This is a genomic window from Flavobacterium sp. 38 (genome assembly GCF_057799715.1).
In genome coordinates this window covers 547,207-572,988 of sequence record NZ_JBYNWZ010000002.1, presented here as the reverse complement: position 1 = coordinate 572,988, position 25,782 = coordinate 547,207, and the positions used below count along the sequence as shown (strand labels likewise).

Annotated in this window: 15 protein-coding genes; 13 read left to right on the top strand and 2 right to left on the bottom strand. The window is 36.4% G+C overall.

Annotated elements, in window-relative coordinates; translation table 11 throughout:
* The first annotated feature begins 539 nt into the window (after positions 1-539).
* From AC3E9W_RS07550 to AC3E9W_RS07510, 9 genes are all read left to right on the top strand, one after another.
* On the top strand, positions 540-3,671 hold the full coding sequence (locus AC3E9W_RS07550) for a SusC/RagA family TonB-linked outer membrane protein (protein WP_306159919.1): 3,132 nt from the start codon (positions 540-542) through the stop codon (positions 3,669-3,671).
* 10 nt (positions 3,672-3,681) lie between these two features.
* Positions 3,682-5,154 (top strand): RagB/SusD family nutrient uptake outer membrane protein, encoded by a 1,473-nt coding sequence (locus AC3E9W_RS07545; protein ID WP_488767861.1) that lies wholly within the window; start codon positions 3,682-3,684, stop codon positions 5,152-5,154.
* A 285-nt stretch (positions 5,155-5,439) separates the two neighbouring features.
* Entirely contained in the window at positions 5,440-7,356 is a 1,917-nt protein-coding gene (locus tag AC3E9W_RS07540; RefSeq protein ID WP_488767859.1) for an arylsulfatase, read from the top strand.
* A gap of 183 nt (positions 7,357-7,539) precedes the next feature.
* Positions 7,540-8,598, top strand: a complete 1,059-nt coding sequence (locus AC3E9W_RS07535) for a sterol desaturase family protein (RefSeq protein ID WP_488767858.1) — start codon at positions 7,540-7,542, stop codon at positions 8,596-8,598.
* Between the two features lie 10 nt (positions 8,599-8,608).
* The gene (locus AC3E9W_RS07530) at positions 8,609-9,325 is read left to right on the top strand and encodes a thioredoxin domain-containing protein (RefSeq protein WP_488767856.1); all 717 of its coding nucleotides are present in this window, start codon (positions 8,609-8,611) and stop codon (positions 9,323-9,325) included.
* Between the two features lie 283 nt (positions 9,326-9,608).
* Positions 9,609-11,228, top strand: coding sequence for a sulfatase-like hydrolase/transferase (locus AC3E9W_RS07525; protein WP_488767854.1), 1,620 nt, complete (start codon positions 9,609-9,611; stop codon positions 11,226-11,228).
* Between the two features lie 834 nt (positions 11,229-12,062).
* Positions 12,063-15,110, top strand: a complete 3,048-nt coding sequence (locus AC3E9W_RS07520) for a SusC/RagA family TonB-linked outer membrane protein (RefSeq protein ID WP_488767852.1) — start codon at positions 12,063-12,065, stop codon at positions 15,108-15,110.
* A 10-nt stretch (positions 15,111-15,120) separates the two neighbouring features.
* Entirely contained in the window at positions 15,121-16,572 is a 1,452-nt protein-coding gene (locus AC3E9W_RS07515; RefSeq protein WP_488767850.1) for a RagB/SusD family nutrient uptake outer membrane protein, read from the top strand.
* 380 nt (positions 16,573-16,952) lie between these two features.
* Positions 16,953-18,605 (top strand): arylsulfatase, encoded by a 1,653-nt coding sequence (locus tag AC3E9W_RS07510; protein WP_306159934.1) that lies wholly within the window; start codon positions 16,953-16,955, stop codon positions 18,603-18,605.
* 139 nt (positions 18,606-18,744) lie between these two features.
* On the opposite strand, the gene rocD is transcribed toward AC3E9W_RS07510, so the two are convergent.
* Entirely contained in the window at positions 18,745-19,998 is a 1,254-nt protein-coding gene (gene rocD, locus AC3E9W_RS07505; RefSeq protein ID WP_488767848.1) for an ornithine--oxo-acid transaminase, read from the bottom strand.
* 224 nt (positions 19,999-20,222) lie between these two features.
* On the opposite strand from rocD, the gene AC3E9W_RS07500 reads away from it, so the two are divergent.
* From AC3E9W_RS07500 to AC3E9W_RS07485, 4 genes are all read left to right on the top strand, one after another.
* Positions 20,223-20,675 carry an Lrp/AsnC family transcriptional regulator gene (locus AC3E9W_RS07500; protein WP_057116602.1) on the top strand — a complete coding sequence of 151 codons (453 nt, stop codon included), beginning with the start codon at positions 20,223-20,225 and terminating at the stop codon, positions 20,673-20,675.
* A 109-nt stretch (positions 20,676-20,784) separates the two neighbouring features.
* The gene (locus AC3E9W_RS07495) at positions 20,785-21,558 is read left to right on the top strand and encodes a dienelactone hydrolase family protein (protein WP_488767846.1); all 774 of its coding nucleotides are present in this window, start codon (positions 20,785-20,787) and stop codon (positions 21,556-21,558) included.
* A gap of 37 nt (positions 21,559-21,595) precedes the next feature.
* Positions 21,596-22,597 (top strand): DUF3667 domain-containing protein, encoded by a 1,002-nt coding sequence (locus tag AC3E9W_RS07490; protein ID WP_488767844.1) that lies wholly within the window; start codon positions 21,596-21,598, stop codon positions 22,595-22,597.
* A gap of 8 nt (positions 22,598-22,605) precedes the next feature.
* Entirely contained in the window at positions 22,606-23,622 is a 1,017-nt protein-coding gene (locus AC3E9W_RS07485; protein ID WP_488767842.1) for a M28 family peptidase, read from the top strand.
* A gap of 157 nt (positions 23,623-23,779) precedes the next feature.
* Here AC3E9W_RS07485 and rho read toward each other — a convergent pair whose 3' ends face one another.
* On the bottom strand, positions 23,780-25,624 hold the full coding sequence (gene rho / locus AC3E9W_RS07480) for a transcription termination factor Rho (protein ID WP_488767841.1): 1,845 nt from the start codon (positions 25,622-25,624) through the stop codon (positions 23,780-23,782).
* Positions 25,625-25,782 lie beyond the last annotated feature (158 nt).

Here is a 25,782-nt window from a genome sequence, read left to right as displayed (position 1 = left end):
TCAAAAAAAAATCAATAAACTTTTGGTTTTTATTATATAAAATTTAACTTTGTCTATAGGATTAGTAGAGTTTAAAATAATATTTCAAACCATAAAAATTATTATTGTGAAAACAACAGAAAGCATATCGCGTTACATTCTTCCTAAAAAAACACTTATAGCACTATTTGTTATATGTGTTTCTGTTGTTAAAAAACTTCTTACCTTAATTTGCCTTTAGAATTTAATCTAAGCAGATCTAAAAACACCACTAAAATTTTTACTGAATTTATAACTAAAGGTCTTTCCAATGCATTCAATTGTGTGGGTCAGATTCTTGAAACTATACCTGTTTTTCAACAAATTAAATAACTAACAACTAAAAAAATTAAAATGAAAACAATGCAAACTTGTTGCTGTAAATAAAAAAAGCCATTTCTGCGGCAACAGAAATGGCAAGGCTTAAAGAACATTTATCACTAAATCAAGAACACTTTTTAGAGTGCTGTATAAACAGTGCTCAGGGCGTCTTGTTAATTACTTAAAACCAATACAAAGAAATGAAAAAAAAGTTAAACATACACATACTGCTGTTTCTACTCTTGATAACGGCGGGAATACAAGCCCAGAATACCACACCTCTTATACAATCAAAACTAGACGGAACTGTTGTAGATGATATTACAAATCAGCCTATTATCGGTGCTTCAGTTACCATTAAAGGAACTACTCACGGTGTTGTGACAGATGCCGAAGGAAAATTTTATTTTCAGACAGGACAAAAATTCCCTTATACTTTGATTATAAGTTACATCGGATACAAAAAACTTGAAATAATTGTGGAGAAAAATCCAGTAATCATAAATCTTAAAGAAGAGCGTCAAGAACTGGAAGAATTGGTTGTTGTGGGATACGGAACTCAGAAAAGAAAAGACATTACAGGTTCTGTCGCTTCGGTTCCAAAAGCCAATTTGTCGCAGGTGACTTCTTCTGCAGACAACCTATTAAGAGGTGCTGTTGCTGGAGTTGTAGTTACACAAAGTTCTGGCCGTCCTGGTGCTTCTTCAAGTGTTCGCATTCGCGGAGGAAATTCCATCACTGCTGGTAATGAACCGCTTTATGTTGTAGATGGCATTTTAATTTACAATGATAACAGCAACAGTTCGGCTGGAGTAAGTTTTGCTGGAGCAACTGTAAACGTTCTTTCTACTATTAATCCTGCCGATATCGAATCGATGGAAGTTCTGAAAGATGCTTCTGCAACAGCTATTTACGGTTCTCGAGGCGCTAATGGAGTTGTGATTATTACGACTAAAAAAGGAACAAAAGGACAGGATAATATTTCTTATCAAGGCTATTTCGGATTCCAAAATATTTCGAAAAAACTAAGATTAATGAATGCTAGCGAATGGGCAAGTTTAAGAAATGATGTTCAAGCAAGTATCGGACAAGCTCCTTCTTTTTCTGCTGCACAAATTGAAGCTTTAAAAACTTCTGGAAATTATGATTGGCAATCTGCTGCATTTATTACAGCTGCTCCAGTTCAAAATCATAATTTATCTTTTTCTGGCGGAGACGAAAAATCTAGATACGCCGTTTCAGCAGGATATTTTGATCAGGATGGAATTGTTTTGGGATCTGATTTTAAACGTATATCGCTTAGAGTAAACTACGAAAGAAACTATTCTCAGAAATTCAAATTTGGTGTAAACGCTAATTATACCAACTCTATTTCAAATGGTGTGGGTACCAATGGAGGCGCAGGAGCCGGAAGAAATCCGAACCCGTTGGTTAGTGTGGTTTTGACAGCGCCAGTGGTTCCTATTAAAAATGCAGACGGGAGCTACAATGTAACCAACAATCCGTATGCAACGTCTGTAAACGGTTATGTTCCGAACCCGATTAACGATTTGGATAATACGACAAATGAAACGAAATTGAATAGAATTCTAACCAGTTTATTTGGCGAGTATAAATTCAATAAAGAATTAACGGCTAAGGTTGCAGTAAGCGGTGATGTATTGAATACCAAACAAAATTACTACGCTCCGTCTAACACCACAACAGGTGCAGGTACAAAAGGATTAGCCTCTATTGGGGAAAGATTGGTGAGTTCTGTTTTAAATGAAAACACACTTAATTACAATACTCATTTTGGCGAAAACCATAAATTTTCAGCTTTAGGAGGTTATACGCTTCAATATACAAAAGGCGAAGTTTCAAATGCTGGAGCTCAAACTTTTGTAAACGATGCCAATACTTACAATGCTATTCAAGATGGTGTTCCTGTAAAACCTTACAGTGACGCTTACGAAAGTGTATTAAAATCTTGGTTAGCAAGGGTAAATTATTCTTATAAAGGAAAATATAATTTCACTTTATCTGGACGTGCCGACGGTTCTTCTCGATTTGGTTCTGAATCGCTTTGGGGTTACTTCCCTTCTGCTGGATTTTCATGGAATATTACAGACGAAGAATTCGCAAACAACATTAAAGGTGTAACCGAAGCCAAACTGAGAATTACGGCAGGAACAACCGGAAACCAAGAAATTGGAAACTATCTTCCGCTAGCTTCTATGGGTTCTGTAAATTATTCTTTTGGAGGGACTTTATACACAGGTCTGGCTCCTACCCGACTGGCAAATCCAGATTTGAAGTGGGAAAAAACAAATCAATATAATGTTGGATTGGATTTATCATTGCTTGACCGAAAAATCAATTTTGTTTTTGATGTGTATTACAAAAAGACAAAAGATTTATTAATCAATGTTCCAGTTCCGTTGAGTTCTGGTTACGCTACAGTTCTTCAAAATATTGGTGGAGTTGAAAATAAAGGTCTCGAAATTGGTTTAACAACAGAAAACGTAAAAACTAAAAACTTTGCTTGGAATTCGAATATCGTATTTTCTCTTAACCGAAATAAAGTTACCGAGATTGGAAATGGTGTAAATGAGTTTTTCCCAGTAGTTCCAAACGGTTCTTTATTGCAGCAACAGCCTGTTATTGTAAAAGTCGGCTTGCCTTTGGGATCTTTCTGGGGTTATAAAACCAACGGAATTTTCCAGACTCAGGAAGAGGTGAATACCCAACCAAAAATCAACAGTTTGGCTAATACAAAAGTGGGAGACAGAAAATATGTTGACAGCAATGGCGACGGCGTAATTACGGCTTTGGACAAAGGAAATTTAGGCACCTCTCAACCCAAATTTGTTGGAAGTTTCAGCAACACGGTTTCATACAATGATTTTGATTTGAATTTCTCTTTTCAAGGAGCTTACGGCGGAAAAATCTTTAATGCTTTAAATCAGCAGTTGGAAATCTCAACTTTAGGAACCAATGCAGCTGCAACTTTAAATGACCGTTGGACACCAACGAATCCGAGTAACGAAATTCCGAGAGCTTCGAGTTCTCCGTTGGGAATCGTTTCGGAACGCTACGTTGAAGACGCTTCTTTCTTACGATTGAAATTAATCACTTTGGGATATACTTTACCTAAAAGCGTTTCGAAAAAACTGGGAACAAAAAGCGTAAAAATCTACGTATCAGCAGAAAACTTAATTACATGGACTAAATATACGGGCTACGATCCAGAAGTAAGTTCATACGAGCAAAACAACTTATATCCAGGAATTGATTTTGGTTCTTATCCAAATTCTAAAACTTTTATTTCTGGCCTTAACGTAACATTCTAAGCAAAATACAATGAAAAAGATAATCCTAACAATTATACTAAGCGCAGGAATTTTGACATCGTGCGCAGATCTTGAGGTAACGCCTACCTCATTTGTAACCGAAGACAATTATTTTGTCACTCAAGACGATGCTGTGGCGAGCGTTACGGCGGTTTACGCGTCCTTAAGTCTTGATCCAGGCGAACAGAGTCTGTTTGGAAGAAACCTTTATTTCTTGACCGACATGGCTTCAGATTATGCGGCGGCGGGAGTTTCTGCCACCAATCCGCAGGTTCGAGCGTTGAGCAGTTTGACCCATGATGCTACTTCAGACCGTGTTCAAGTCGCTTGGAGACAAATTTATGCGGGAATTAACAGAGCGAATGTTTCTATAGATAATATTCAGAAAGTTTCTGGTTCTGAAGTAGTTAAAACCAGATTAATCAATGAAGCGAAATTCATTAGAGGTTTGCTTTATTTCCAAGCAGTTCGTCTTTGGGGCGGTGTTCCGATTGTATTGCACGAAGCAACTTCTATCAATTTAGGTGATCTAAAAACTAATCGTTCTACGGTGGATGAAGTTTACAATCAAATCATTAAAGATTTGACAGATGCTGAAGCTTTACCCAAAACGTACACAGCAGCAGATGCAGGACGTGCTACTTCCGGTGCTGCAAAAGCAATCTTAGCAAAAGTTTATCTGACTAGAAAAGATTGGCCAAATGCGATTGCAAAATCAAGAGAAGTAATTGACGGCGGTTACGGATATGCTTTGTTTGAAGATTTTCAGGACATTTTCACTAAAACTAAAAAGAACGGAAAAGAGCATATTTTCTCTGTTCAGTTTGAACCAAATCAGGCTGGAAATGGTTCTAGCGGAAGCACTTTTCAAGCAACCGCTTTTACCGGATTCACTGCTACAGAACCGGCAGATATTATCTCAGACGTTGCTTTGTTTTATGACATTTATGCAGCCGGAGACAAAAGAAGAGATGTTAGTTACGCTAAACAGCTGCTTAACCCAGCAACAGGAACACTTTACACATTTCCGAAACCTATCTTCAAAAAGTATCTGGATTTAACCAATTTGGCAACTCCTGGAAACGTAGCGATCAACTTTCCGGTTATTCGTTATGCCGACATCCTTTTGTCTTTAGCGGAAGCGATAAATGAACAAAGTGGGCCGACAGCTGAAGCTTACGAATTAATCAATCAGGTACGAAGAAGAGCTTTCGGAAAAGCCATTACGACTCCAGATCCTACGGTAGATTTAGCTGGGTTAGACCAAACTTCTTTTAGAGCGGCAATTCAGGAAGAGCGCAAAAAAGAATTTGTTCAGGAAGGACAAAGATGGTTTGACTTGGTGAGATGGGGAACTTTGGTTACAGAAATAAAAAAGGTTACGGCTAAAAACTCTGTTTCGGAAAGAAATAATCTTTATCCAATTCCGCAAAGTGAGAGAAATATTAATCCAGAAGGGTTGCCGCAAAATCCTGGGTATTAAAATATTTAAACATACGATTTTGTCATTTCGAGGAACGAGAAATCGCACTAGTTTGTCAAGAAAGATTGGCGATTATTATTGCGTGGGCTTCGACTTCGCTCAGCCTGACAAATTGAACAAAAATCTTTTTATGAAAATGATTTTCTAGCCCCGATAGAAGTGGAAATCCTTTTGTGGTCTCGTTTCTTTAACGAGACCACAAAAGATTGTAACGGATAGCGGGATTAGCTCCTAAAAAAAATAAGAACCTTTATTTAAAACCATATAACTAAAAAACTATAAAAAATGAAAAATTTTAAAAATAGCATTTCAATCAAAAGCTCTAAGAAGGGGCTTTTGGTTACTGCTTTCCTAGTGGCACAACTGGGATTTGCACAGGAAAAAGAAGAATTCAAAGGTACAATCGGTAAAACTCTAGCCGATTCTAAAGAATATTGGCCAGATCCTGTAAAGACTCCAAAAGGCGCGCCGAACGTGATTTGGATTTTATTGGATGATGTTGGATTTGGAGCTGCAAGTGTTTTTGGAGGTTTGATCAATACACCGACTTTTGATAATTTGGCAAACAACGGACTTCGCTACACGAACTTTCATACCACAGCAATTTGCGCCCCTACCCGAGCGGCTTTGTTGACTGGAAGAAATTCTGGAAGAGTTCACGTTAGCGGTTTCTCTCACACTATTCTTTCTGCCGGTTTCCCAGGTTGGGACGGAAGAATTCCTTCAGATAAAGGAACTGTTGCAGAAATTTTACGTGACAACGGCTACAACACTTTTGCGGTTGGAAAATACGGCGTTACGCCCGATGAAGAAGCCTCAGATGCGGGTCCGTTTGATCGTTGGCCGACTGGAAAAGGTTTCGATCATTTCTACGGATTCTTAGGTTCTCAAACCGATCAATACAATCCTGATTTGGTTGAAGATCAAGTTCATATTAAACCAGACGGACGCCATTTGAACGAATTGATTACTGATAAAGCGATCAGTTATATCCAGAAACAACAAAAAGCAGCGCCAGGAAAACCATTTTTCTTGTACTACGCGCCAGGAGCGGTTCATGCACCTCATCAGGTTGCGGAAAAATGGGTTGAACCGTATAAAGGAAAATTTGATGAAGGCTGGGATGTTTACCGCGAAAAAGTATTGGCAAACCAAAAGAAACTGGGCGTAATTCCGCAAAATACTGTGCTTCCTGATCGTAATGCGCTTATTACAGAATGGAAAAAATTAACTCCAGAACAAAAGAAAGTGTACGCAAGATTTATGGAAGTTTACGCTGGATTCTTGACGTATACAGATTATGAAATTGGAAGAGTTGTCGATTATTTAAAACAAAGCGGACAACTGGATAATACATTGATTTTTGTTGCTATTGGAGATAATGGAGCGAGTAAAGAAGGAACTTTACAGGGAACTATCAATCAAAGTTTATTTTCTCAAGGAAAAACAGACGAAGAAAATTTTGAAAGTAATTTAAAAAACATTGGAGAAATTGGAACGGCAAAAGGGTTAAATACCAATTATCCGTTGGGATGGGCGCAGGCAACCAATGCTCCTTTCAAAAACTGGAAACAAGATGCACAGTCTGAGGGCGGAACCCGTAATCCGTTGATTGTTTTTTATCCAGACGGAATTAAAGACAAAGGCGGTATTAGAAACCAATACAGCCACGTGACGGATCTTTTGCCTACGACTTTAGATATTGCTGGAATTAAAGCTCCAGAATATATTAAAAATATAAAACAAGATATTATTCAAGGATCCACTTTCAAGGCTTCATTAGACAATCCGAAAGCAGAATCATTGCACAAAGTACAGTATTACTACATCTTCGGAAACAGAGCAATTTATAAAGACGGATGGAAAGCTTCGGCAGCACATTTACCAGATTCTTTCGCAGTGAAAAAATCTTTAGGAAGCAGCGAAAAACCTGCGCCAAGCAATTTTGACACTGATGTTTGGGAATTATACAATCTAAACGAAGATTTTAACGAACGTAACAATCTGGCGAAAAAATATCCTGAAAAACTGGCCGAACTTCAAAAACTGTTTGACGAACAGGCCAAAGAAAACAATGTATACCCGCTGATTGACTGGCAGGATGTTTACAACAGAAGAATTCATAACACAGGAGCTGACAAAGGAAAAACAGTTTCTGATTTAATCAAACAGGCAACTAAACCTGGAGGAACTACAAATTAATACATTACAACCTGCAAGGTTTCCAAAACCTTGTAGGAAATCTAAAAACAAAACAAGATGAAACGAGTAGATTATGAAATTATAGGAAAAAAGATTGTCGTTGGGATAATCTTGTTTTTAGTTCCGCTGGCGATTTTGGCAGGCGGATTAACCATTATTAATCAATTTTTAAAATAAGAAATCATGGCAGCAGTTCAAAATTCAAAATTGACAAGAGACTTGACCATTAGTCTTTTTATTTATTCATTGCCAGTGTTGGCAATTTACCTTTATTTTCAGCTGGGCGGCGCTTCAGTAACCGAATCTCATTTGACAGTACCACCATTTTTACAATTTCTACAGCCTGCTTTTGCAAACATTAGATCGTGGGGATTAATCGTATTTATGATTGTACTGGGAGTTATCGAATTTGCGGCAGGTTTATATGACGATGAATGGACAGGAGAAGAACGCAAAATTGACATTGTTTCTTTTCTTGCTCCAAAATTGCTTTTACCTCCAATAATTGCTTTTTTCAGTTTAACCGCTTTGCCTTATTTAATACCGAATTTGGCAAATTCTTTATCATGGGTTCCGTTTTGGGGAGGTTTTTTCCTAATCGCAATTGCCGATGATTTAACGCAGTATTGGTACCATCGTTTGCATCATCAAGTGCCTTTTTTATGGCGTTTTCATAGAACACATCATTCTGCTCCATACATGGGAATGGCAATGGCTTCTAGACAAAACTTTATTTACACGGTTTTCTTTTCTCAAATTTATTTGACTGCAACACTAACGTATTTAGGTTTAGGATTGCCAGCTTTGTTTGTTTTGGTTATTAAAAGTTTCATCACATTAGGCGCGCATTCAAGTATTAAATGGGATAAGCCATTTTACAAATACAAAGTTTTGCATCCGATTGCTTGGGTTTTAGAAAGACTGATTTCTACTCCTGCAACGCATCATGCACATCATGCCGATACAAGCGGAGACGGTGTAGGACATTTTAAAGGAAACTTCGGAAATATGTTTTTTATCTGGGATATGATTTTCGGGACTGGATTAATTACACGTAAATATCCAGAATCTTACGGAATGAAATCATACAAACAAGAAGAATGGTACGCACAGTTTCTTTGGCCAATTTTTAAATCTAAAAAAGAAGGAAGTGCTTTGGCTGAAGGCGTATTAGCAGTTCCGCAAAAGCCAAAAGCAGTTATTGCCGAAGAAACTACTGCGCCAGTTTTAGAACAGGTTTAATATTTGGGATATGAAAAATCAAATTTTAAAAACCAGTTTAACAGCAATTGCCTTTTTGTGGGCGGTTGCTGCTTTTTCGCAAAATGAAATTCATAGTTCTTTATCGTTAGATTCTTTTTATTCGAAAATAAAAAACCAGACGAATCCACAGATTGTTGACGCTAGAACTCCCGAAGAATTTGCTTTGAACCATATTGAGGGCGCTGTAAATTTCAATCTTCAATCTGAAAACTATGCGCAGCAAATTGCCAAGTTGGATAAATCTAAACCCGTTTTTATTTATTCGATCGGAGCAGGAAGAAGTGTACAGTTAGAAAAGGAACTTCTAAAAATCGGATTTAACGAAGCATATAGTTTAGAAGGCGGAATTGCGAATTGGATTGGAAATGGCAAACCGTTTTATTCTAATTTAAAAAGCAAATTATCGCTGGCCGAATTCAATAAAATCATTGCCGAAAATAAAAACGTTTTGGTTGATATTGGTTCCAAATACTGCGGTCCTTGCAAAAAAGTCAAACCTATTCTCGAAAACATAAGATCTGAATACGGAAACAATTTGAAAATCGTAGAAATCGAGTTAGAAGACAGTCCGCAGGTTATTGCCGATTTAAAAACGGTAAAAGTTTTTCCGACTTTAATTTTATATGAAAACGGAAAAATTATTTTTAAAAAAGAAGGAATCAATGATTTGAAAAATGATGTTGATGTTGCTTTAGCTTCGAAATAATACAATTATTGTCATCCTGAGCGATCCCGAGGCTTCGGGAGAAGGACACGCAAGTAGCTCTACAAAGATTGGATTTCGAATTTGAGCAACATGAAGCTTTGTCAAAGTTTTGAACTTTGACAAAGCTATTTCCCGCAATATTGTCATCCTGAGCGAAGTCGAAGGACACGCAAGTAGCTCTACAAAGATTGTACTTCACATTTGAGCAACATGAATCTTTGTCAAAGTTTTGAACTTTGACAAAGATTCTTATAATTCTATTAAAAAATTAACCAAAACCATTATGCCAAACTATAAAAAAATAACCAAAATTATAATCCCTATTTTAATAATACTGCTCCTTCTCTTCGCCTTTTTATTCTGGCCCATTAACACTGACGGCACTTTAATAAAAGAAGATCAAAAATTGGCAGAAGGAAAAAAAGAATTTCTGGCTTCAAAACCCACCGATTCTATTTCTGGAAAAAAGACCAACATTATCATTCTTCTTGCCGATGATTTAGGAAAATATGATATTTCACTCTACGGCGGAAAATCGACTCCTACTCCGCAGATAGATTCTCTGGCAGCTTCGGGCGCAACCTTTACTGATGGTTATGCCTCGGCATCCATTTGTTCGCCTTCAAGAGCGGGACTACTTACAGGAAGATATCAGGAACGTTTCGGACACGAATATCAGCCTGGAGACCGATATCCGAAAAACAATTTGGAATATTATGCTTTTAAATATTTAATCAATACCAATAATTGGAGATTAAATGATAAAATCACATATCCAAACGATGCTTCTATTGCAACACAGGGACTTCCAAAATCGGAAATCACTTTTGCTGATTTGGCCAAAAGACAAGGTTATAGCACTGGAATAATCGGAAAATGGCATTTGGGCCACAATAAAGGATTTTTTCCCCTAGACCGTGGTTTCGATTATCATTACGGATTTTATCAGGCTTTTTCGCTTTTTGCTCCCGAAGATGATAATCCAGATATCATCAATCATCATCATGAAGATTTTACCGATAAAATGATTTGGGGCAAAGGCCGTGTCGGAATCGGACAAATTCGAAGAGACACTACGATTATTGACGAAAAAGAATATTTAACTGAAAAATTTGCTGAAGAAGCGGAAGCTTTTATTGACAAAAATAAAAATAAACCTTTTCTACTTTACATTCCGTTTAATGCGCCACATACGCCATTTCAGGTTCGCAAAAAATATTACGATCGTTTTCCGAATGTAAAGGACGAAAACAAACGTGTATATTTTGCGATGATCAGCGCCTTAGATGATGCTATTGGCAGAATTCGCGAAAAAGTAAAAAAAGAAGGTTTGGAAGAAAATACGCTAATCATTTTTGCCAGCGACAATGGCGGCGCCGATTATACTTTTGCAACAACAAATGCTCCTTTAAAAGGTGGCAAATTTTCTCATTTTGAAGGCGGAATCAATATTCCTTTTGCACTTTCGTGGAAGGGAAAGATTAAGCCTCATACTATTTACAAAACGCCTGTTAGTACTTTGGATATTTTTACAACAATTGCAACCGCAATTGGCTCAGATTTACCAAAAGACAGAATCTATGATGGTGTTGATTTGGTAAAAACGGTAAATGAAAACAAAATAGCGCACAAAGATTTATTCTGGCGCTCGGGCGATGCAAAAGCTGTTCGAACCGGCGACTGGAAATTAGTCATTAGCGGAAAAACTCATGAAAAATGGCTTTATAACCTTAATAAAGATAAATCGGAAACGAAAGACCTCTCACAACTAAACCCAGAAAAAGTAAAAGAATTAGAAACGGCTTTACAAACTTGGGAAAAAGGACTAATTAAACCACTTTGGCCTAATTTGACTTATTATGAATTCAACTTTGGAAAACAAAAGTATTATGTTGATTTGTAAGTTTTAAATTTTCAAAACCCTTTAAACTAAGATCAATCAATTGCCTCCAGCTTTAGCTGGAGGTTTTAATTTCGAAAAGGGGTACCGGCTTTAGCCAAACTCATATTTGGCTAAAGCCTTTTTTATATTCAAATTTTTTACCTCCAGCTAAAGCTGGAGGCAATTCAAATAAATCTCCACTCATTTATAACGAAACCTGACAGGCTTTAAAAACCTGTCAGGTTTAAAACGCAATAAAAGCAAGTAAAAACTGTATAAACCATACTAGTTTTACTTGCTTTCTTATTTCGACAAACAAACCACAAAGTATTAATTACCAGCAATTTAAATATAATCAAAAGTACTTCCTCTTATATTCTCATTTTATAAATTCAAAAAAATTAAATAATATTTTGGTTTTTATTACAATAAAATTAACTTTGTCTATAGGATTAGTAGAGTTTAAATATTAAAAAACTACATTTTGAAAACAACAGCTTATACATCGCAATACATTCTTCCTAAAAAATTCACTTATAACATCTTTGGTTATATGTGCATGTGCTGTTAAAATCCTTTTCTTTCATTTTCAATTCATAAAATGAAAATCAAACTAAAATTCTTATTGACTGTTATCTTAAGCATAATTATGTCAAAACTCCATAACTAAAAAAAATAATAACTAAATCAAAATTCTAAAATGACAACAATGCACTGCCCTATTCTTTCATAAAAAAGGCATTTCTGCGGCAACAGAAATGGCAAGACTTAAAGAACATTTATCACTAAAGAAAGCCCACGGGAATTGAAAACTCAATTTCTCGTAACGCTTTATTATTTAAAATCAAAAAAGTAATGAACAAGCAATTACATGCCTTTGTGTGGCTTTTTGCGTTCTTGATTTCAATCGGAATTAAAGCCCAAAACACAAAACCCTTAATCAATTCGACCTTAAATGGTACCGTCGTAGATCAAGTCACCAATCAGCCCATTCCAGGAGTTACCGTTCAAATTAAAGGAACTACACACGCAGCGGTAACCGATCTAGACGGAAAATTCTATTTTCAAACCGGACAAATATTCCCTTATACTTTAGTTGTAAGCTACATGGGATATGTCACTGCAGAACATATCGCAACCAAAGATTTTGTACAGATTTCACTAAAAGAAGATGTAAAAGAATTAAATGAAATCGTAATCATTGGTTACGGAAGCACTTCTAAAAAAGACTACACAGGAGCAGCCGAAACAGTTGCTCAAATGTCATTAAAAGCAACACAAAAAACACTCGAAAGTTCGCTGCAAGGCTCTGTAGCGGGAGTTAATGTAACACAAACTTCTGGACAGCCGGGAGCTGGAATGAGCATTCGTATTCGTGGCGGAAGTTCTATTCAGGGTGGAAATGAACCTTTATACGTTATAGATGGTTTCCCGTTATATAATTCTGAAGTGACTTCTGGCGTTTTGAGCGGTACGCCAACCAATCCGCTTTCTACCATAAATCCGTCAGATATTGAATCGATTACGGTTTTAAAAGATGCGTCTTCAACAGCCATTTATGGTTCTAGAGGTGCAAACGGAGTCGTTATTATTACAACCAAAAAAGGTTCAAACACGGCAACTACCGTAAATTACGATTTTACAATTGGTCAGCAATCCGTTCGTAAAAAAGTAGATGTATTAGATGCTCAAGGTTTTTCTAGATTGAGAAATGCCGCTTTGTACGATTCAAATCCTGCGGGAGGAACAAATCAATATTTGACTGATGCACAGATTGCGCAACTAGGAAAAGGAACCGATTGGCAAGATGCGGCTTTTCAAAAAGGCTTGACACAAAATCACCAGCTGAGTGTTTCGGGCGGAAACAATCAGACCAAATATGCCGTTTCTGGAAACTATTACAATCAAGAAGGAATTATAAAAAATACAGGCTTTGAACGTTTTAGCGGACGCGTGAATTTAAATTCAAAAATAAGCAGCAAAGCTAGATTTGGTTTAAACTTGACTATTGCCGAAACTAAATCGGAAGTTGCTCCAACGGGTTTGATAACTTCTCTATTGGTTATGCCTCCAACGGCAACGATTTATGAACCAGATGGAAGCTATACGTTGAGAAATCCGTTTGAGAATATTTTTGCCAATCCGATTGCGACTTTAAATGAACGACAAAATCAATCTATTACCGATCGTATTTTGGGGACAATTTATGGCGAGTATGATATTTTGAAAAGTCTGGTTTTGAAAGTTTCTTTTGGAACTGATATGATTTTCAATAAAGAAAAAAGCTATTTGCCGTCCAGCATTTACGAAGGTTCAATTACAAATGGAGAAGGAAAAATTGGAACTGCCGATTCTAGAAGCTGGCTAAACGAAAATACATTAACGTACACAACTGTATTTGGCGAAAAACATCGCTTAAACGCTTTGGCGGGTTATACGCAGCAAAGTTCTACAAGAGAATATGTTACATCTGGATCGCAGCAATATGTAAATGATATTACGGGTTATTACAGTTTGCAAAGTGGAAATATTGCTTTAATGCCAACTTCTGGAGAAAGCACTTGGGCGTTAAACTCTTATTTAACGAGAGTAAATTACAACTACGACTCGAAGTATTTCTTAACCGGAAGTTTAAGAGCCGACGGTTCTTCGCGTTTTGGAAAAGACAATAAATGGGGTTACTTTCCTTCTGTTGCGGCGGCGTGGCAAATTAGTTCAGAAGATTTCTTTACTCCAGTAAAAGATGTCATTAACAGTTTGAAAATTAGAACAAGTTGGGGAGCAACAGGAAATCAGGAAATTGGAGAATATCAGTCTTTGTCAACTTTGACAAGTGTGAAATATCTTTTTGGCGATCAGATTTATACTGGTTTTACGCCTACGCGAATTGCAAACGACAATTTAGGTTGGGAATTAACCAATCAGTTTGATGCTGGAGTTGATGTTGGATTTTTTAATGATAAACTGAATTTAACCGTTGATGTGTATCGTAAAACGACTAAAGATTTATTGCTAGACGTTCAGCTTCCGTACACTACTGGGTTTACTTCTTCTTTGCAGAATTTTGGCTCTGTTCAGAATCAGGGAATTGAATTTGGTTTGAATGCTTCTCTTGGAAATACTGCTTTTTCTTGGACTTCAAAATTCAATATAGCATTCAACCAAAATAAAATTATAGCGCTAGGAAATGGTGCTGAATTTTACACTTTTGGCAACTATATTTTAAAAGTTGGTCAATCTCTTGGAACTTTTTACGGAGCAGTTACAGACGGAATTCTACAAACTGATGAAGTGGCTACAAAAGGCGTTTATACTGGAAATGCAACTCCAAAAGCGGGTGATCGTTTGTATAAAGATATTAATGGTGACGGCGCTTTTACCACTGCGGCAGACAGAACAAGCATTGGCGATGCGCAGCCAGACTTTGTTTTTGGTTTCTCTAATAATTTCACTTACAGAGGTTTTGAATTAGCGATTTTGGTAAATGGTTCTGTTGGAAATAAAATTCTTAACGGAAACTTGCAAGCGCTGGAATTGTACAACGGACAGCAAAATGCTTCAACCTCAGCTTTAGACGCTTGGACGCCAACAAATCCGAGTAACACAACGCCAAGAGCAAAATTGGACCCTGCTCCTGTTTTCTCTAATCGATTTGTGGAAGACGGTTCATTTGTTCGTGTAAAAAACATCACTTTAAGCTATAACCTTCCGAAAAAAATATCAGAAAAATTAAGATTGACAGCAGTAAAATTCCGCGTCGTTGGAGAGAATCTGCTCACTTTTACCAAATACACGGGTTACGATCCTGAAGTTACCAACGGAACCAGTATTTCTCCAGGAACTGATACTGGAATTTATCCGGCATCTAAAACAATTTCTGGCGGTTTAAGCGTAACATTCTAAAAGATTTATCATGAAAAAGACCCTTATATTCAGTTTCGCAGCGCTCTTTTTAATAAGTGCCTGCAATTCTTTAGACGAAGATCCAAAAGCTTTTATTTCGTCTACCAATTTTTATAAAACAACCGAAGATGCAGATGCTGCTGTTATTGCCATTCATAACGCGATCAATAGTTCCACGCACACTTTATACAATCGATTAATTCAGATTTCGACCGAAATGGCAACCGACGATTACGAAGCGGGACCGCGAGCTAGAAATGCGCATGTTAGAGCTTTATCTAACTTGACTCACGATGCTTCCAACGATCGTATGATTGAGATATGGAGACAAAGTTATGACGGAATCAACAGAGCCAATGCTGCGATTGATAATATTGCTAAAAATCCAAATCTGAATTCGCAAAAAGACAAAGATTTGATTAATGAAGCGAAGTTTTTAAGAGCTCTTTTATATTTCAATTTGGTAAGATGGTTTGGAGATGTGCCGCTCGTTCTGCACGAAACGACTGTTTTATCGTCAGAAGCCATCAATGTAAGCAACACGCCAGAAGCAGAAGTTTACACGCAAATTGAAAACGATCTGATTGATGCTGAAGCGCTTCCTGTAGTGCAGCAAAATAAAGGCCGTGTAACTGCTGGTGCTGCAAAAAGTATTTTAGCAAAAGTGTATTTAACGGAAAAAAAATGGCAGAAAGCAGCCGAAAAAAGCAAAGAAATCATTGACAGCAAAGTGTATGATTTATTCGAAAATTATGCTGACGTTTTTAATGTTGCTACTAAAAACGGAAAAGAACATATTTTCTCTGCTCAGTTTAAAGGTTTAACCAATTGGAACGGAAATATGTTGGCTTCTACGGCTGCACCAACTTCTGTTCCCGGAATTGCTGGCGATCAAGCCGATGCTTTACACAAAGAAGGCGGACTTTTTGAAGCTTTCGCTGAAACAGATAAAAGAAAGTACATCACTTTTGCAGTAGAATTTGTGAGCCCGACGGACGGAAAAACGTATAAAGTTACGCCGCATTTCAATAAATATTTTGATCCTGCAACGCCAACTTCGCCTGGACAATCTTCTAAAAATACGCCAATTATACGATTTGCAGAAGTACTATTGATTTATGCAGAAGCTCTAAACGAGCAAAACAGCGGACCAACTGCAGAAGCGTATGCAGCGGTTGATCGCGTGAGAACTAGAGCTGGGATTCCACTTTTAGCAGAAACTTCGCCAGCACTAAGTCAGGATGATTTTAGAGAAGCGGTTTTTGAAGAAAGAAGAAAAGAATTGGTTTATGAATATCAGCGCTGGTTTGATTTGGCTAGAAGAGGTCCAGATTATTTTGTCGCAAAACTAAAAGCGGCAGGAAAAACGAATGCACAGCCCAAACATGTTCATTTCCCGATTCCGCAGAGAGAATTGGATTTGAATCCGAATTTGAAGCAGGTTCCGGCTTGGAGACAATAATTTTTTGCCACAGATTACACGGATTAAATGGATTAAAAAATCTGCCAAATCTGCTAAATCTGCGAGAGCAAATTAAACACATAGAAACATAGATCATAATGCTGCTTAAAGGCGTTTCACTTGTTTGAATACACAGAGATTACAAAGAATAGATAGATTAAAAAATCTGTAAAATCAGCTAAATCTGCGAGAGCAAATTTAAACACATAGAAACATAGTTTATAATGCTGCGTAAAGGCGTTTCACTTGTTTAAATAAACATAGACTATGTGTAAAGAAATAAATTTCTCTTTTGTATTCTTTTCAAAAGCAAAAAAAATCTATGTCTCTATGTGTTTCAAAAAACGAATTAAAATATACTAACGGTAAATTATAATAAAATGAATAAAAAAATAAACATTTTATTCTCAGTCTTGCTGACGGGAATAATAGGTGCTGCTGAAATCGATGCCCAAAACGCATCTTCAAAACCAAACGTAATTTTGATCATGGTTGATGATATGGGTTATTCAGATTTAGGAAACTACGGATCTGAAATCAAAACCCCAAATCTAGACCGTTTGGCAAAAGAAGGAACACGTCTTCGTGAATTTTACAACAACTCCATTTGTGCGCCTACAAGAGCTTCTTTATTAACGGGACAATATCAGCACAAAGCGGGAGTGGGTTATTTTGATGTGAATTTAGGTTTGCCGGCTTATCAAGGTTATTTGAACAAAGAATCTCTGACTTTAGGAGAAGTTTTCCGTTCGGGCGGTTACAGCACTTTAATGTCTGGAAAATGGCATGTTGGGTCAGAAGATCAAGCGCAATGGCCGAATCAAAGAGGTTTTGATAAGTTTTACGGAATCTTAAAAGGCGCGGCAAATTATTTTGATACCAAACCGCTTCCATTCGGAAAAACGGCTTATCCTGTAAAAATGATTCGCAACAATGAAGAACTGCATCCAAAAGATGATTCGTATTACTTTACAGATGAAATCGGAAACAATGCGGTTACTTTCTTAGACGAACAAAACAAAGAAAACAAACCTTTCTTCTTGTATTTGGCTTTTACGGCACCGCACTGGCCATTGCAGGCGAAACAAGTTGATATTGCCAAATACAGAGGCAAATTTGATGAAGGCTGGGATGTTTTGAGAGAAAAAAGAATTAAAAAATTAAGAGAAAACGGGATTCTGCTTCCTAACCAAACTATCGCTCCACGCGATCCAGAAGTTCCAGAATGGGACAAATTAACGTATGACGAAAAACAATTCTGGAAAGCTAAAATGGAAGTTTACGCCGCAATGGTCGACAACATGGATCAAAACGTGGGTAAAGTTTTAGACAAGTTAAAAGCGTTGAAAAAAGACAAAAACACGTTGATTGTTTTCATTGCCGACAATGGCGCTCAAGGCGGATTTAATACTTACAATCCGTTAAAAAGAGGTTTAGTTCGCAACGATGGGCCAATTGGTTCTTCTGGATCTTTTGATTATCAGGAACAAAACTGGGCTTATTTATCGAATACTCCGTTACAGGATTATAAAAACAATATGCATGAAGGCGGTTTCAGTTCTCCATTTATAGCTTGGTACCCTTCAAAAATTAAAGCAGGAAGAATCGATAAAGGAACGGGACATATTATTGACCTTGCTCCTACTTTTTACGAATTGGCTGGAATTGAATATCCAAAAACGCTTAATGGTGTAAATTCTAATCCGCTAGCAGGTAAAAGTTTATTGCCTGTCTTATTTGACAATGCTTCTGAAGTAAATCGAGGCGCTCCGATATTTTGGGAGAGAGCTGGAAACCGAGCTGTGAGAGAAGGAAAATGGAAATTGGTTTCGATCTACCCTTCTTACCAATGGGAACTTTACGATCTTGAAGCAGACCGAGGCGAAACAACAAACGTTGCAGCTCAAAATGCAGGGATTGTAAACGATCTTTCGGCTAAATATTTTGACTGGGCAGATAAAACAGGAGTTGTTGAATACAGCAAATTCAAGCAAAAAGGAGAATTAATTCCTGGAGCTGCTGCAAAAAAATAATTGCTTTTTTTGATATTTTTAGCAATTATGAAAAAAGCGGTTGCCGAATAAGTAACCGCTTTTAAAAAAATGGTGTCTACAAAAAAAGCAGCAATTGAATTTGCTGCTTTTTCTATTTTAAATCTCAAAAGAGAACTTCTTAGTTTTTAAATTCATTCAAAGATTTTTCGATAATCTCCAAACATTCGTGAATTTGCGCTTCGGTCATTACCAAAGGCGGCGCGAATCTAATTTTGTTTCCGTGCGTTGGTTTTGCCAATAATCCATTGTCTCTGAATTTCAAGCAGATTTCCCAAGCCAAATCTGAGTCTTCGCCACTATTGATTACAATTGCATTTAATAAACCTTTACCACGAACTAAAGTGATTAAGTTATTTCTTTCTGCAATTTCGTTTAATCCTTTTCTTAAAATAATTCCTAAACGTTCCGCATTTTCAGCCAGTTTTTCGTCTTTTACTACTTCTAAAGCAGCAATCGCAACAGCCGCCGCAACAGGATTTCCTCCAAAAGTAGAACCGTGCTGTCCGGGCTTAATAACGTTCATGATTTCATTATTACACAAAACAGCAGAAACTGGGTAAACCCCACCAGAAATTGCTTTTCCTAAAATTAAAACATCTGGTTGCACATTTTCGTGATGAACAGCTAACAATTTTCCTGTTCTTGCAATTCCAGTCTGAACTTCATCTGCAATAAAAAGTACATTGTGTTTTTCGCAAAGTGCTTTCGCTTTCGCTAAATAACCTTCAGAAGGCACATAAACTCCAGCTTCACCTTGAATTGGCTCAACCAAAAATCCTGCAATATTTTTAGATGAATTTAAAGCGTTTTCTAGCGCTTCCAAATTATCATATTCAATTTTAATAAATCCGTCAGTAAAAGGTCCGAAGTTTTTACGAGCCGTTTCATCATTTGAAAAAGAGATAATTGTCGTTGTTCTTCCGTGAAAATTATTCTCGCACACAATAATCTGCGCTTGATTTTCTGGAATTCCTTTTACTTCATAAGCCCATTTTCTAGAAATCTTTAAAGCTGTTTCAACCGCTTCGGCTCCCGTATTCATTGGCAGCACTTTATCGAAACCAAAATATTTCGTTACGTATTCTTCGTAGTTTCCTAATTTATCATTGTAAAAAGCACGAGAAGTCAAAGTCAGTTTTTGCGCTTGTTCCACCATTGCACTAACAATTTTAGGATGGCAATGTCCCTGATTCACTGCAGAATATGCAGACAAAAAATCGTAATATTTCTTTCCGTCAACATCCCAAACATATACGCCTTCTCCGCGTTCTAAAACGACAGGAAGCGGATGATAATTATGAGCTCCATATTTGTTTTCTTTTTCAATCAAAACTTCAGATTTTGACGAAAGTGTTTTTTCTGTACTTATCATAATATGCTTTTTATTTCTACAAAAATATCAAAATTAAATTAAAAAAAGGCTTTAGAATTAAATTTTGACTTATAAATAACAAATTACAAGTCAAAACATATATTTTTTAACTATAAAAAAGATAAATTCCCTTTAACAGAAATATACTTTTATGAATGTTTATTAAAAAAAATAATTACTTTTATGAATCACAAAACGCAATTTTTAAAACGATTTTTTACTGCATGGAATTATTAGACGAATTTGATATTAGCATTATTAAGGAATTGGAAAAAGACGGAAGAATGGCTTTTTCTGCCATAGCTGCTAATTTAAAAATATCAAATACGATGGTGCATCAGCGTATTAACAGAATGATTGAACAAGGTGTAATTGGTGGCATCAAACCCATTATTCAAGAAAAAAAAATAGGCTACGATTGGGCTTCGTTCACAGGAATTACACTGAACAAAGATTCAGATTCTGATCGTATTATTGAAGCGCTAAAAGAGATTCCAGAAATCACAGAATGCTATTATGTAACGGGTTCGTTTACGCTTTACATAAAAATCATTGCCAAAAATCACGAACACATGCGCCGCATTCTTTACGAAAAAATCGACGGAATTCCAGGCATTGCCAAAACCGATTCTATTGTAGAACTGGGCTGTGCTTTTAAGCGAAATATATCGCTATAAAGAAGAGAAATACTCTTTCAAAATATTCGTTACAAACCTCACAAGAATTTAGTTGTGAGGTTTTTTTGTAACATAATATTTCTGATATTTGTTAAAAATTGAAGAAATCATGAAAAACAGCATAATCATTTTATTCAGTGCAATCTTATTTTCCAATCTTATGAATGCGCAATTAAAACCTGTAAAATACATCGAAGGAAGCCAGCAGTTAAATGGCTTATTTATAAAATCTGCTAAAAAAAGCACCAATAATCCTGGAATCTTGCTTTTGCCTGCTTGGCTCGGAATTGACAATGCTTCTAAAGGAATTGCAGAAGAATTATCTAAACTAGGTTATAACGTTTTTATCGCTGATATCTACGGTGAAGGAAATTATCCTAAAAACACTGGAGAAGCGGGAAAACAAGCTGGGTTTTACAAAACAAATTACGAAGCTTATCAAAAGCGTATCGACGCTGCCTTAAAAGAATTGGTAAAAGCGGGAGCAAATGCCGATAACATTGTTGCCATTGGCTATTGTTTTGGCGGAACTGGGGTTTTAGAAGCAGCCCGCGGACATTTGAATGTAAAAGGAATAGCTTCATTTCATGGCGGTTTAGGAAAAGATGCCAGCAGAAAAACAGAAACCATCAATACAAAAGTTTTAATCTGTCATGGCGCTGATGATCCGTTTGTTTCTAAAGACGAGATTGCTTCATTCCAACAAGAAATGCGCGATTCTAAAGCCGATTGGCAAATGATTTATTATGCAAACTCTGTGCACTCTTTTACAAATCCTGAAGCTGGAAATGATAATTCTAAAGGTGCGGCCTACAATCCTGTTGCTGCCAAAAGATCGTTTGATCATTTACAGCTCTTTTTAAATGAAGTCCTGAAAAAATAAACCAAAAACTACCTAGAAAACAAACCAAAATAAACCAATGTCACACAGTAAAATTAGAGAAGATAAAACCTGTCTGAATTGCAGGCATGTTGTTGAACAAAAATTCTGTCCAAATTGCGGGCAGGAAAACAGCGATTCGAGAAAGACTTTTCATCATTTATTTGTACACTTTTTCGAAGATTTAACGCACTATGAAAATGCATTTTGGAAAACCATCAAAAATCTACTTTTTAAGCCTTCAACACTAACTAAAGAATATCTTTCAGGAAAGCGTTTGTCTTATCTGGCTCCGGTTCGTCTTTATATCTTTATCAGTTTTATTACTTTTCTTTTAATTGCTTTATTTCCAAATAATCTAACGGATGAGCTAACGAAAAATGAGAAGGAAATTACAACCAGTTTTGAAAAAGAAGCTGCAAAAGAAAAGAAGAGCTGGAAAGAAAAATCATATTTGAAATCGAAAGTAGTGGACAAGTCCTATTTTCAATTGAAACCAATGAGAGAAATCGATTCAATTCAGAAATATGGAAAGGAAAGCGAAAAGCTAAATGCAACCTCGTATTGGTTTTATGAAAAAACCGTTCATGTGACTGAAAAATATACCAAAAAAGAAATAATTATAAAATTCATAGAATCGTTCTTTCATAATCTACCCAAAATTCTATTTATAATTATGCCGTTTTTCGCATTCTTTTTATGGCTGTTTCATAGCAAGAAAAAATGGTATTACTTTGATCATGGCATATTTACGCTTCATTATTTTTCGTTTCTGCTTTTGATATTTCTAATTATGTTTATAATTGACAGAGGTATTGGTCTTTTTGGAAAAGATAGTCCGTTGTTATATATATCTGCCATTACCAATTTTGCAGGAACCATCTGGATGTGTTATTATTTTTATCCTGCACATCACCGTTTTTATGGCGAATCGAGAATAGTGTCATTTGTTAAAAGTGTATTGCTTTTTATAATAAACTCACTATTTATCCTATTTTTACTCACTTTATACGTTCTTTACACATTTATTAATTTACACTAACTATAGGAATGAAAAAATTACTCCTTTTATTACTAGTTGTTTCTGCGTATTCTTGTAAAACCGCGCAGTCAACAGCATCTAAAGACAATTCGGATCCAACGAAATATGTTAAAGCTATCAGCGAAAAAGACTTAAAGAAAATGCTTTATACTATCGCTTCTGATGAAATGGAAGGCCGCGAAACAGGTTCTCAAGGACAGAAAAAAGCGGGTCTTTACATGATTGAGCAATACAAAAAAAGTGGCGTGTCTTTTCCAAAAGGAGCATCAAATTACTACCAGCCTGTTCCTGCAACTTTTATGAATGCAAAACGCAATCAAAACCTTCCAGATTCAGAAAACATCTGGGCATATATTGAAGGTACAGAAAAACCAAATGAAGTTTTGGTAATTTCTGCGCACTACGATCACGTGGGTATCAAAGATGGAGAAGTTTACAACGGAGCCGACGATGATGGTTCTGGAACTGTTGCAGTTATTGAAATGGCTAAAGCTTTCGCTAAAGCGAAAAAACAAGGACACGGACCAAAACGTTCTATCTTGTTCCTTCACGTAACTGGCGAAGAACACGGCTTACACGGATCTCGTTTTTATTCTGAAAATCCATTGTTCCCAATCGCAAACACAATTGCAGATATCAATATTGACATGATCGGACGTCGCGATGTGGAGCATTCAAACACAAACAATTATGTGTATGTAATTGGTGCAGACAGATTATCTTCTGACTTGCACAATGCTGTTGTTTCTCAAAATGACAAATACATCAAAATGGACTTAGATTTTAAATTTAATGATCCAAAAGATCCAAACCATTTCTACGAGCGTTCTGACCACTATAACTTTGCAAAACACGGTATTCCATCTGTTTTCTTCTTTAACGGGGTTCACGAAGATTACCACGGAAAAGACGATACTCCAGAAAAAATCGAATACGATGCTTTAACTAAAAGAACAAAATTGGCTTTTGTACTAGCTTGGGATTTGGCTAATAGAGCGGAAAGACCGGTAGTTGATAAAAAATAGTGACAAAGTGACAAAGGTTCAAAGTGACAGAAGCTTCTAATCTTTGCCAATAAAAAAAGGATGAGTTTTTAACTCATCCTTTTTATTGCATTTTATATTTTAAACTCAAAGACAAAAACTTTGCCCCTTTGTTACTTTGAATCTTTGTCCCTTTCAATTAATCATTCATCGAAATCAAAAACTCTTCATTATTTTTCGTTTTCTTGAAACGGTCGTTTACGAAGTCCATAGATTCTACTGGGTTCATGTCTGATAGATATTTACGCATAATCCACATTCTTTGTAATGTCTTTTCGTCTAATAATAGGTCATCGCGACGTGTACTAGACGATGTAAGATCGATTGCTGGGAAAATACGTTTATTGGCTATCTTACGGTCTAATTGTAATTCCATGTTACCCGTTCCTTTAAATTCTTCGAAGATAACTTCGTCCATTTTAGAACCTGTTTCTGTTAATGCAGTTGCGATAATACTTAAAGATCCGCCGTTTTCTACATTTCTAGCAGCTCCAAAGAAACGTTTTGGTTTTTGTAATGCATTCGCATCAACACCTCCACTTAATACTTTTCCAGATGCTGGCTGAACTGTGTTGTAAGCTCTTGCTAAACGAGTAATAGAATCTAATAAAATCACTACATCGTGACCGCATTCTACCAAACGTTTTGCTTTTTCTAATACAATGTTGGCAATTTTTACGTGTTCTTGCGGCTCTCTGTCGAAAGTTGAAGCGATAACTTCACCGCGAACACTTCTTTGCATATCTGTAACCTCCTCTGGACGCTCGTCAATAAGAAGAACAATCAAATAAACTTCAGGATGATTAGCAGCAATTGCGTTTGCAATATCTTTAAGAAGCATTGTTTTACCCGTTTTAGGCTGAGCAACGATCATACCACGCTGACCTTTACCTATTGGTGAAAACAAATCTATAATTCTTGTTGAAATAGAACTGCCTTTTTCGGCTAGTTTAAATTTTTCTGAAGGGAAAACTGGTGTCAAGTGTTCGAAAGAAACTCTATCACGAACCACTTGCGGATCGTGTCCGTTAATTTTTAACACACGAACCAATGGAAAAAACTTCTCACCTTCTTTAGGCGGACGAACCACTCCTTTTACAGTATCTCCGGTTTTTAAACCAAATAATCTGATTTGTGAAGTTGATAAATAAATATCATCTGGAGAAGCTAAATAATTATAATCTGATGAACGTAAAAATCCGTAACCGTCTGGCATCATTTCTAAAACGCCTTCACTTTCAATAATTCCGTCAAATTCAAAATCTGAATCTCTGAAGTTATTATTGTTCTTTTTATTCTTGTGGTTAGGGTTTTGATTGTTATGATTTCCGTTTCCATTTCCATTCCCGCTCTGATTTTGGTTCTGATTCGGGTTTTGATTTTGGTTCTGGTTCTGATTTTTATTCTGATTCGGATTGATCTTTTTTGCAGGAGCAATTTGTGGAGTTTTTTCAGCTGTTTCGGCTGTTGGCTCAGAAACTATTGATTCTGATGGAGCTGCTTCTGCAACTTCTTCAGTGGCAACCACTTCTTTTACGATTTCTTTCTCCTTTTTCAGCGCTACTTTCTTTTCGTATGCCTGTTTGTTAAATTTTACAACTTTAGGCTCTTTTTTTGCAGCTGTTTTATTTTCCTGTACTGCTTCAGTTGCCGTTTCTGCAATTGGCTGAACTGTTTCAGCAGTATCGTTATTTTGAACAGTTTCCTCTACTTTATCAAATTCTAAAACAGGAGTATTTTTGGTATTTGCTGCTTTTGGTTTTGCTGGCGCAATTCTAGCGCGTTTCGGTTTTTCTTCTTTGGCTTCAGAAACTGCTGTTGTTTGAGGAGCTTCAGCTGGTGCATTAGATGCTTCTTGGTGTGCTAAAATCTGACTAATTAAAGTCTCTTTTTTGACACCAGTAATCTTTATTGTTTTAGCTAACTTAGCTATTTCTTGAAGCTCAGCAAGCTTCATTTCTTTTAATGCAGAAATATCAAACATGAATGTTCTATGAATTTAATTATTTTAAGGAATACTGTAAAAAGAATAGGTAGATAATTAATTTGAATTGACCGCAGTATGAAGTGCTTACGGTATTATGATGCAATAATACGAATAAAATTTTATCATACAATAGTATTTTAAAAAAAGAAAATATA

Coding starts and splice junctions, on each gene's coding strand:
- AC3E9W_RS07530 (WP_488767856.1), top strand. CDS start 8,609: ATGAAAAATCAAATTTTAAAAACCAGTTTAACAGCAATTGCCTTTTTG.
- AC3E9W_RS07550 (WP_306159919.1), top strand. CDS start 540: ATGAAAAAAAAGTTAAACATACACATACTGCTGTTTCTACTCTTGATA.
- AC3E9W_RS07545 (WP_488767861.1), top strand. CDS start 3,682: ATGAAAAAGATAATCCTAACAATTATACTAAGCGCAGGAATTTTGACA.
- AC3E9W_RS07495 (WP_488767846.1), top strand. CDS start 20,785: ATGAAAAACAGCATAATCATTTTATTCAGTGCAATCTTATTTTCCAAT.
- AC3E9W_RS07485 (WP_488767842.1), top strand. CDS start 22,606: ATGAAAAAATTACTCCTTTTATTACTAGTTGTTTCTGCGTATTCTTGT.
- AC3E9W_RS07520 (WP_488767852.1), top strand. CDS start 12,063: ATGAACAAGCAATTACATGCCTTTGTGTGGCTTTTTGCGTTCTTGATT.
- AC3E9W_RS07510 (WP_306159934.1), top strand. CDS start 16,953: ATGAATAAAAAAATAAACATTTTATTCTCAGTCTTGCTGACGGGAATA.
- AC3E9W_RS07500 (WP_057116602.1), top strand. CDS start 20,223: ATGGAATTATTAGACGAATTTGATATTAGCATTATTAAGGAATTGGAA.
- rho (WP_488767841.1), bottom strand. CDS start 25,624: ATGTTTGATATTTCTGCATTAAAAGAAATGAAGCTTGCTGAGCTTCAA.
- AC3E9W_RS07490 (WP_488767844.1), top strand. CDS start 21,596: ATGTCACACAGTAAAATTAGAGAAGATAAAACCTGTCTGAATTGCAGG.
- rocD (WP_488767848.1), bottom strand. CDS start 19,998: ATGATAAGTACAGAAAAAACACTTTCGTCAAAATCTGAAGTTTTGATT.
- AC3E9W_RS07525 (WP_488767854.1), top strand. CDS start 9,609: ATGCCAAACTATAAAAAAATAACCAAAATTATAATCCCTATTTTAATA.
- AC3E9W_RS07540 (WP_488767859.1), top strand. CDS start 5,440: ATGAAAAATTTTAAAAATAGCATTTCAATCAAAAGCTCTAAGAAGGGG.
- AC3E9W_RS07535 (WP_488767858.1), top strand. CDS start 7,540: ATGGCAGCAGTTCAAAATTCAAAATTGACAAGAGACTTGACCATTAGT.
- AC3E9W_RS07515 (WP_488767850.1), top strand. CDS start 15,121: ATGAAAAAGACCCTTATATTCAGTTTCGCAGCGCTCTTTTTAATAAGT.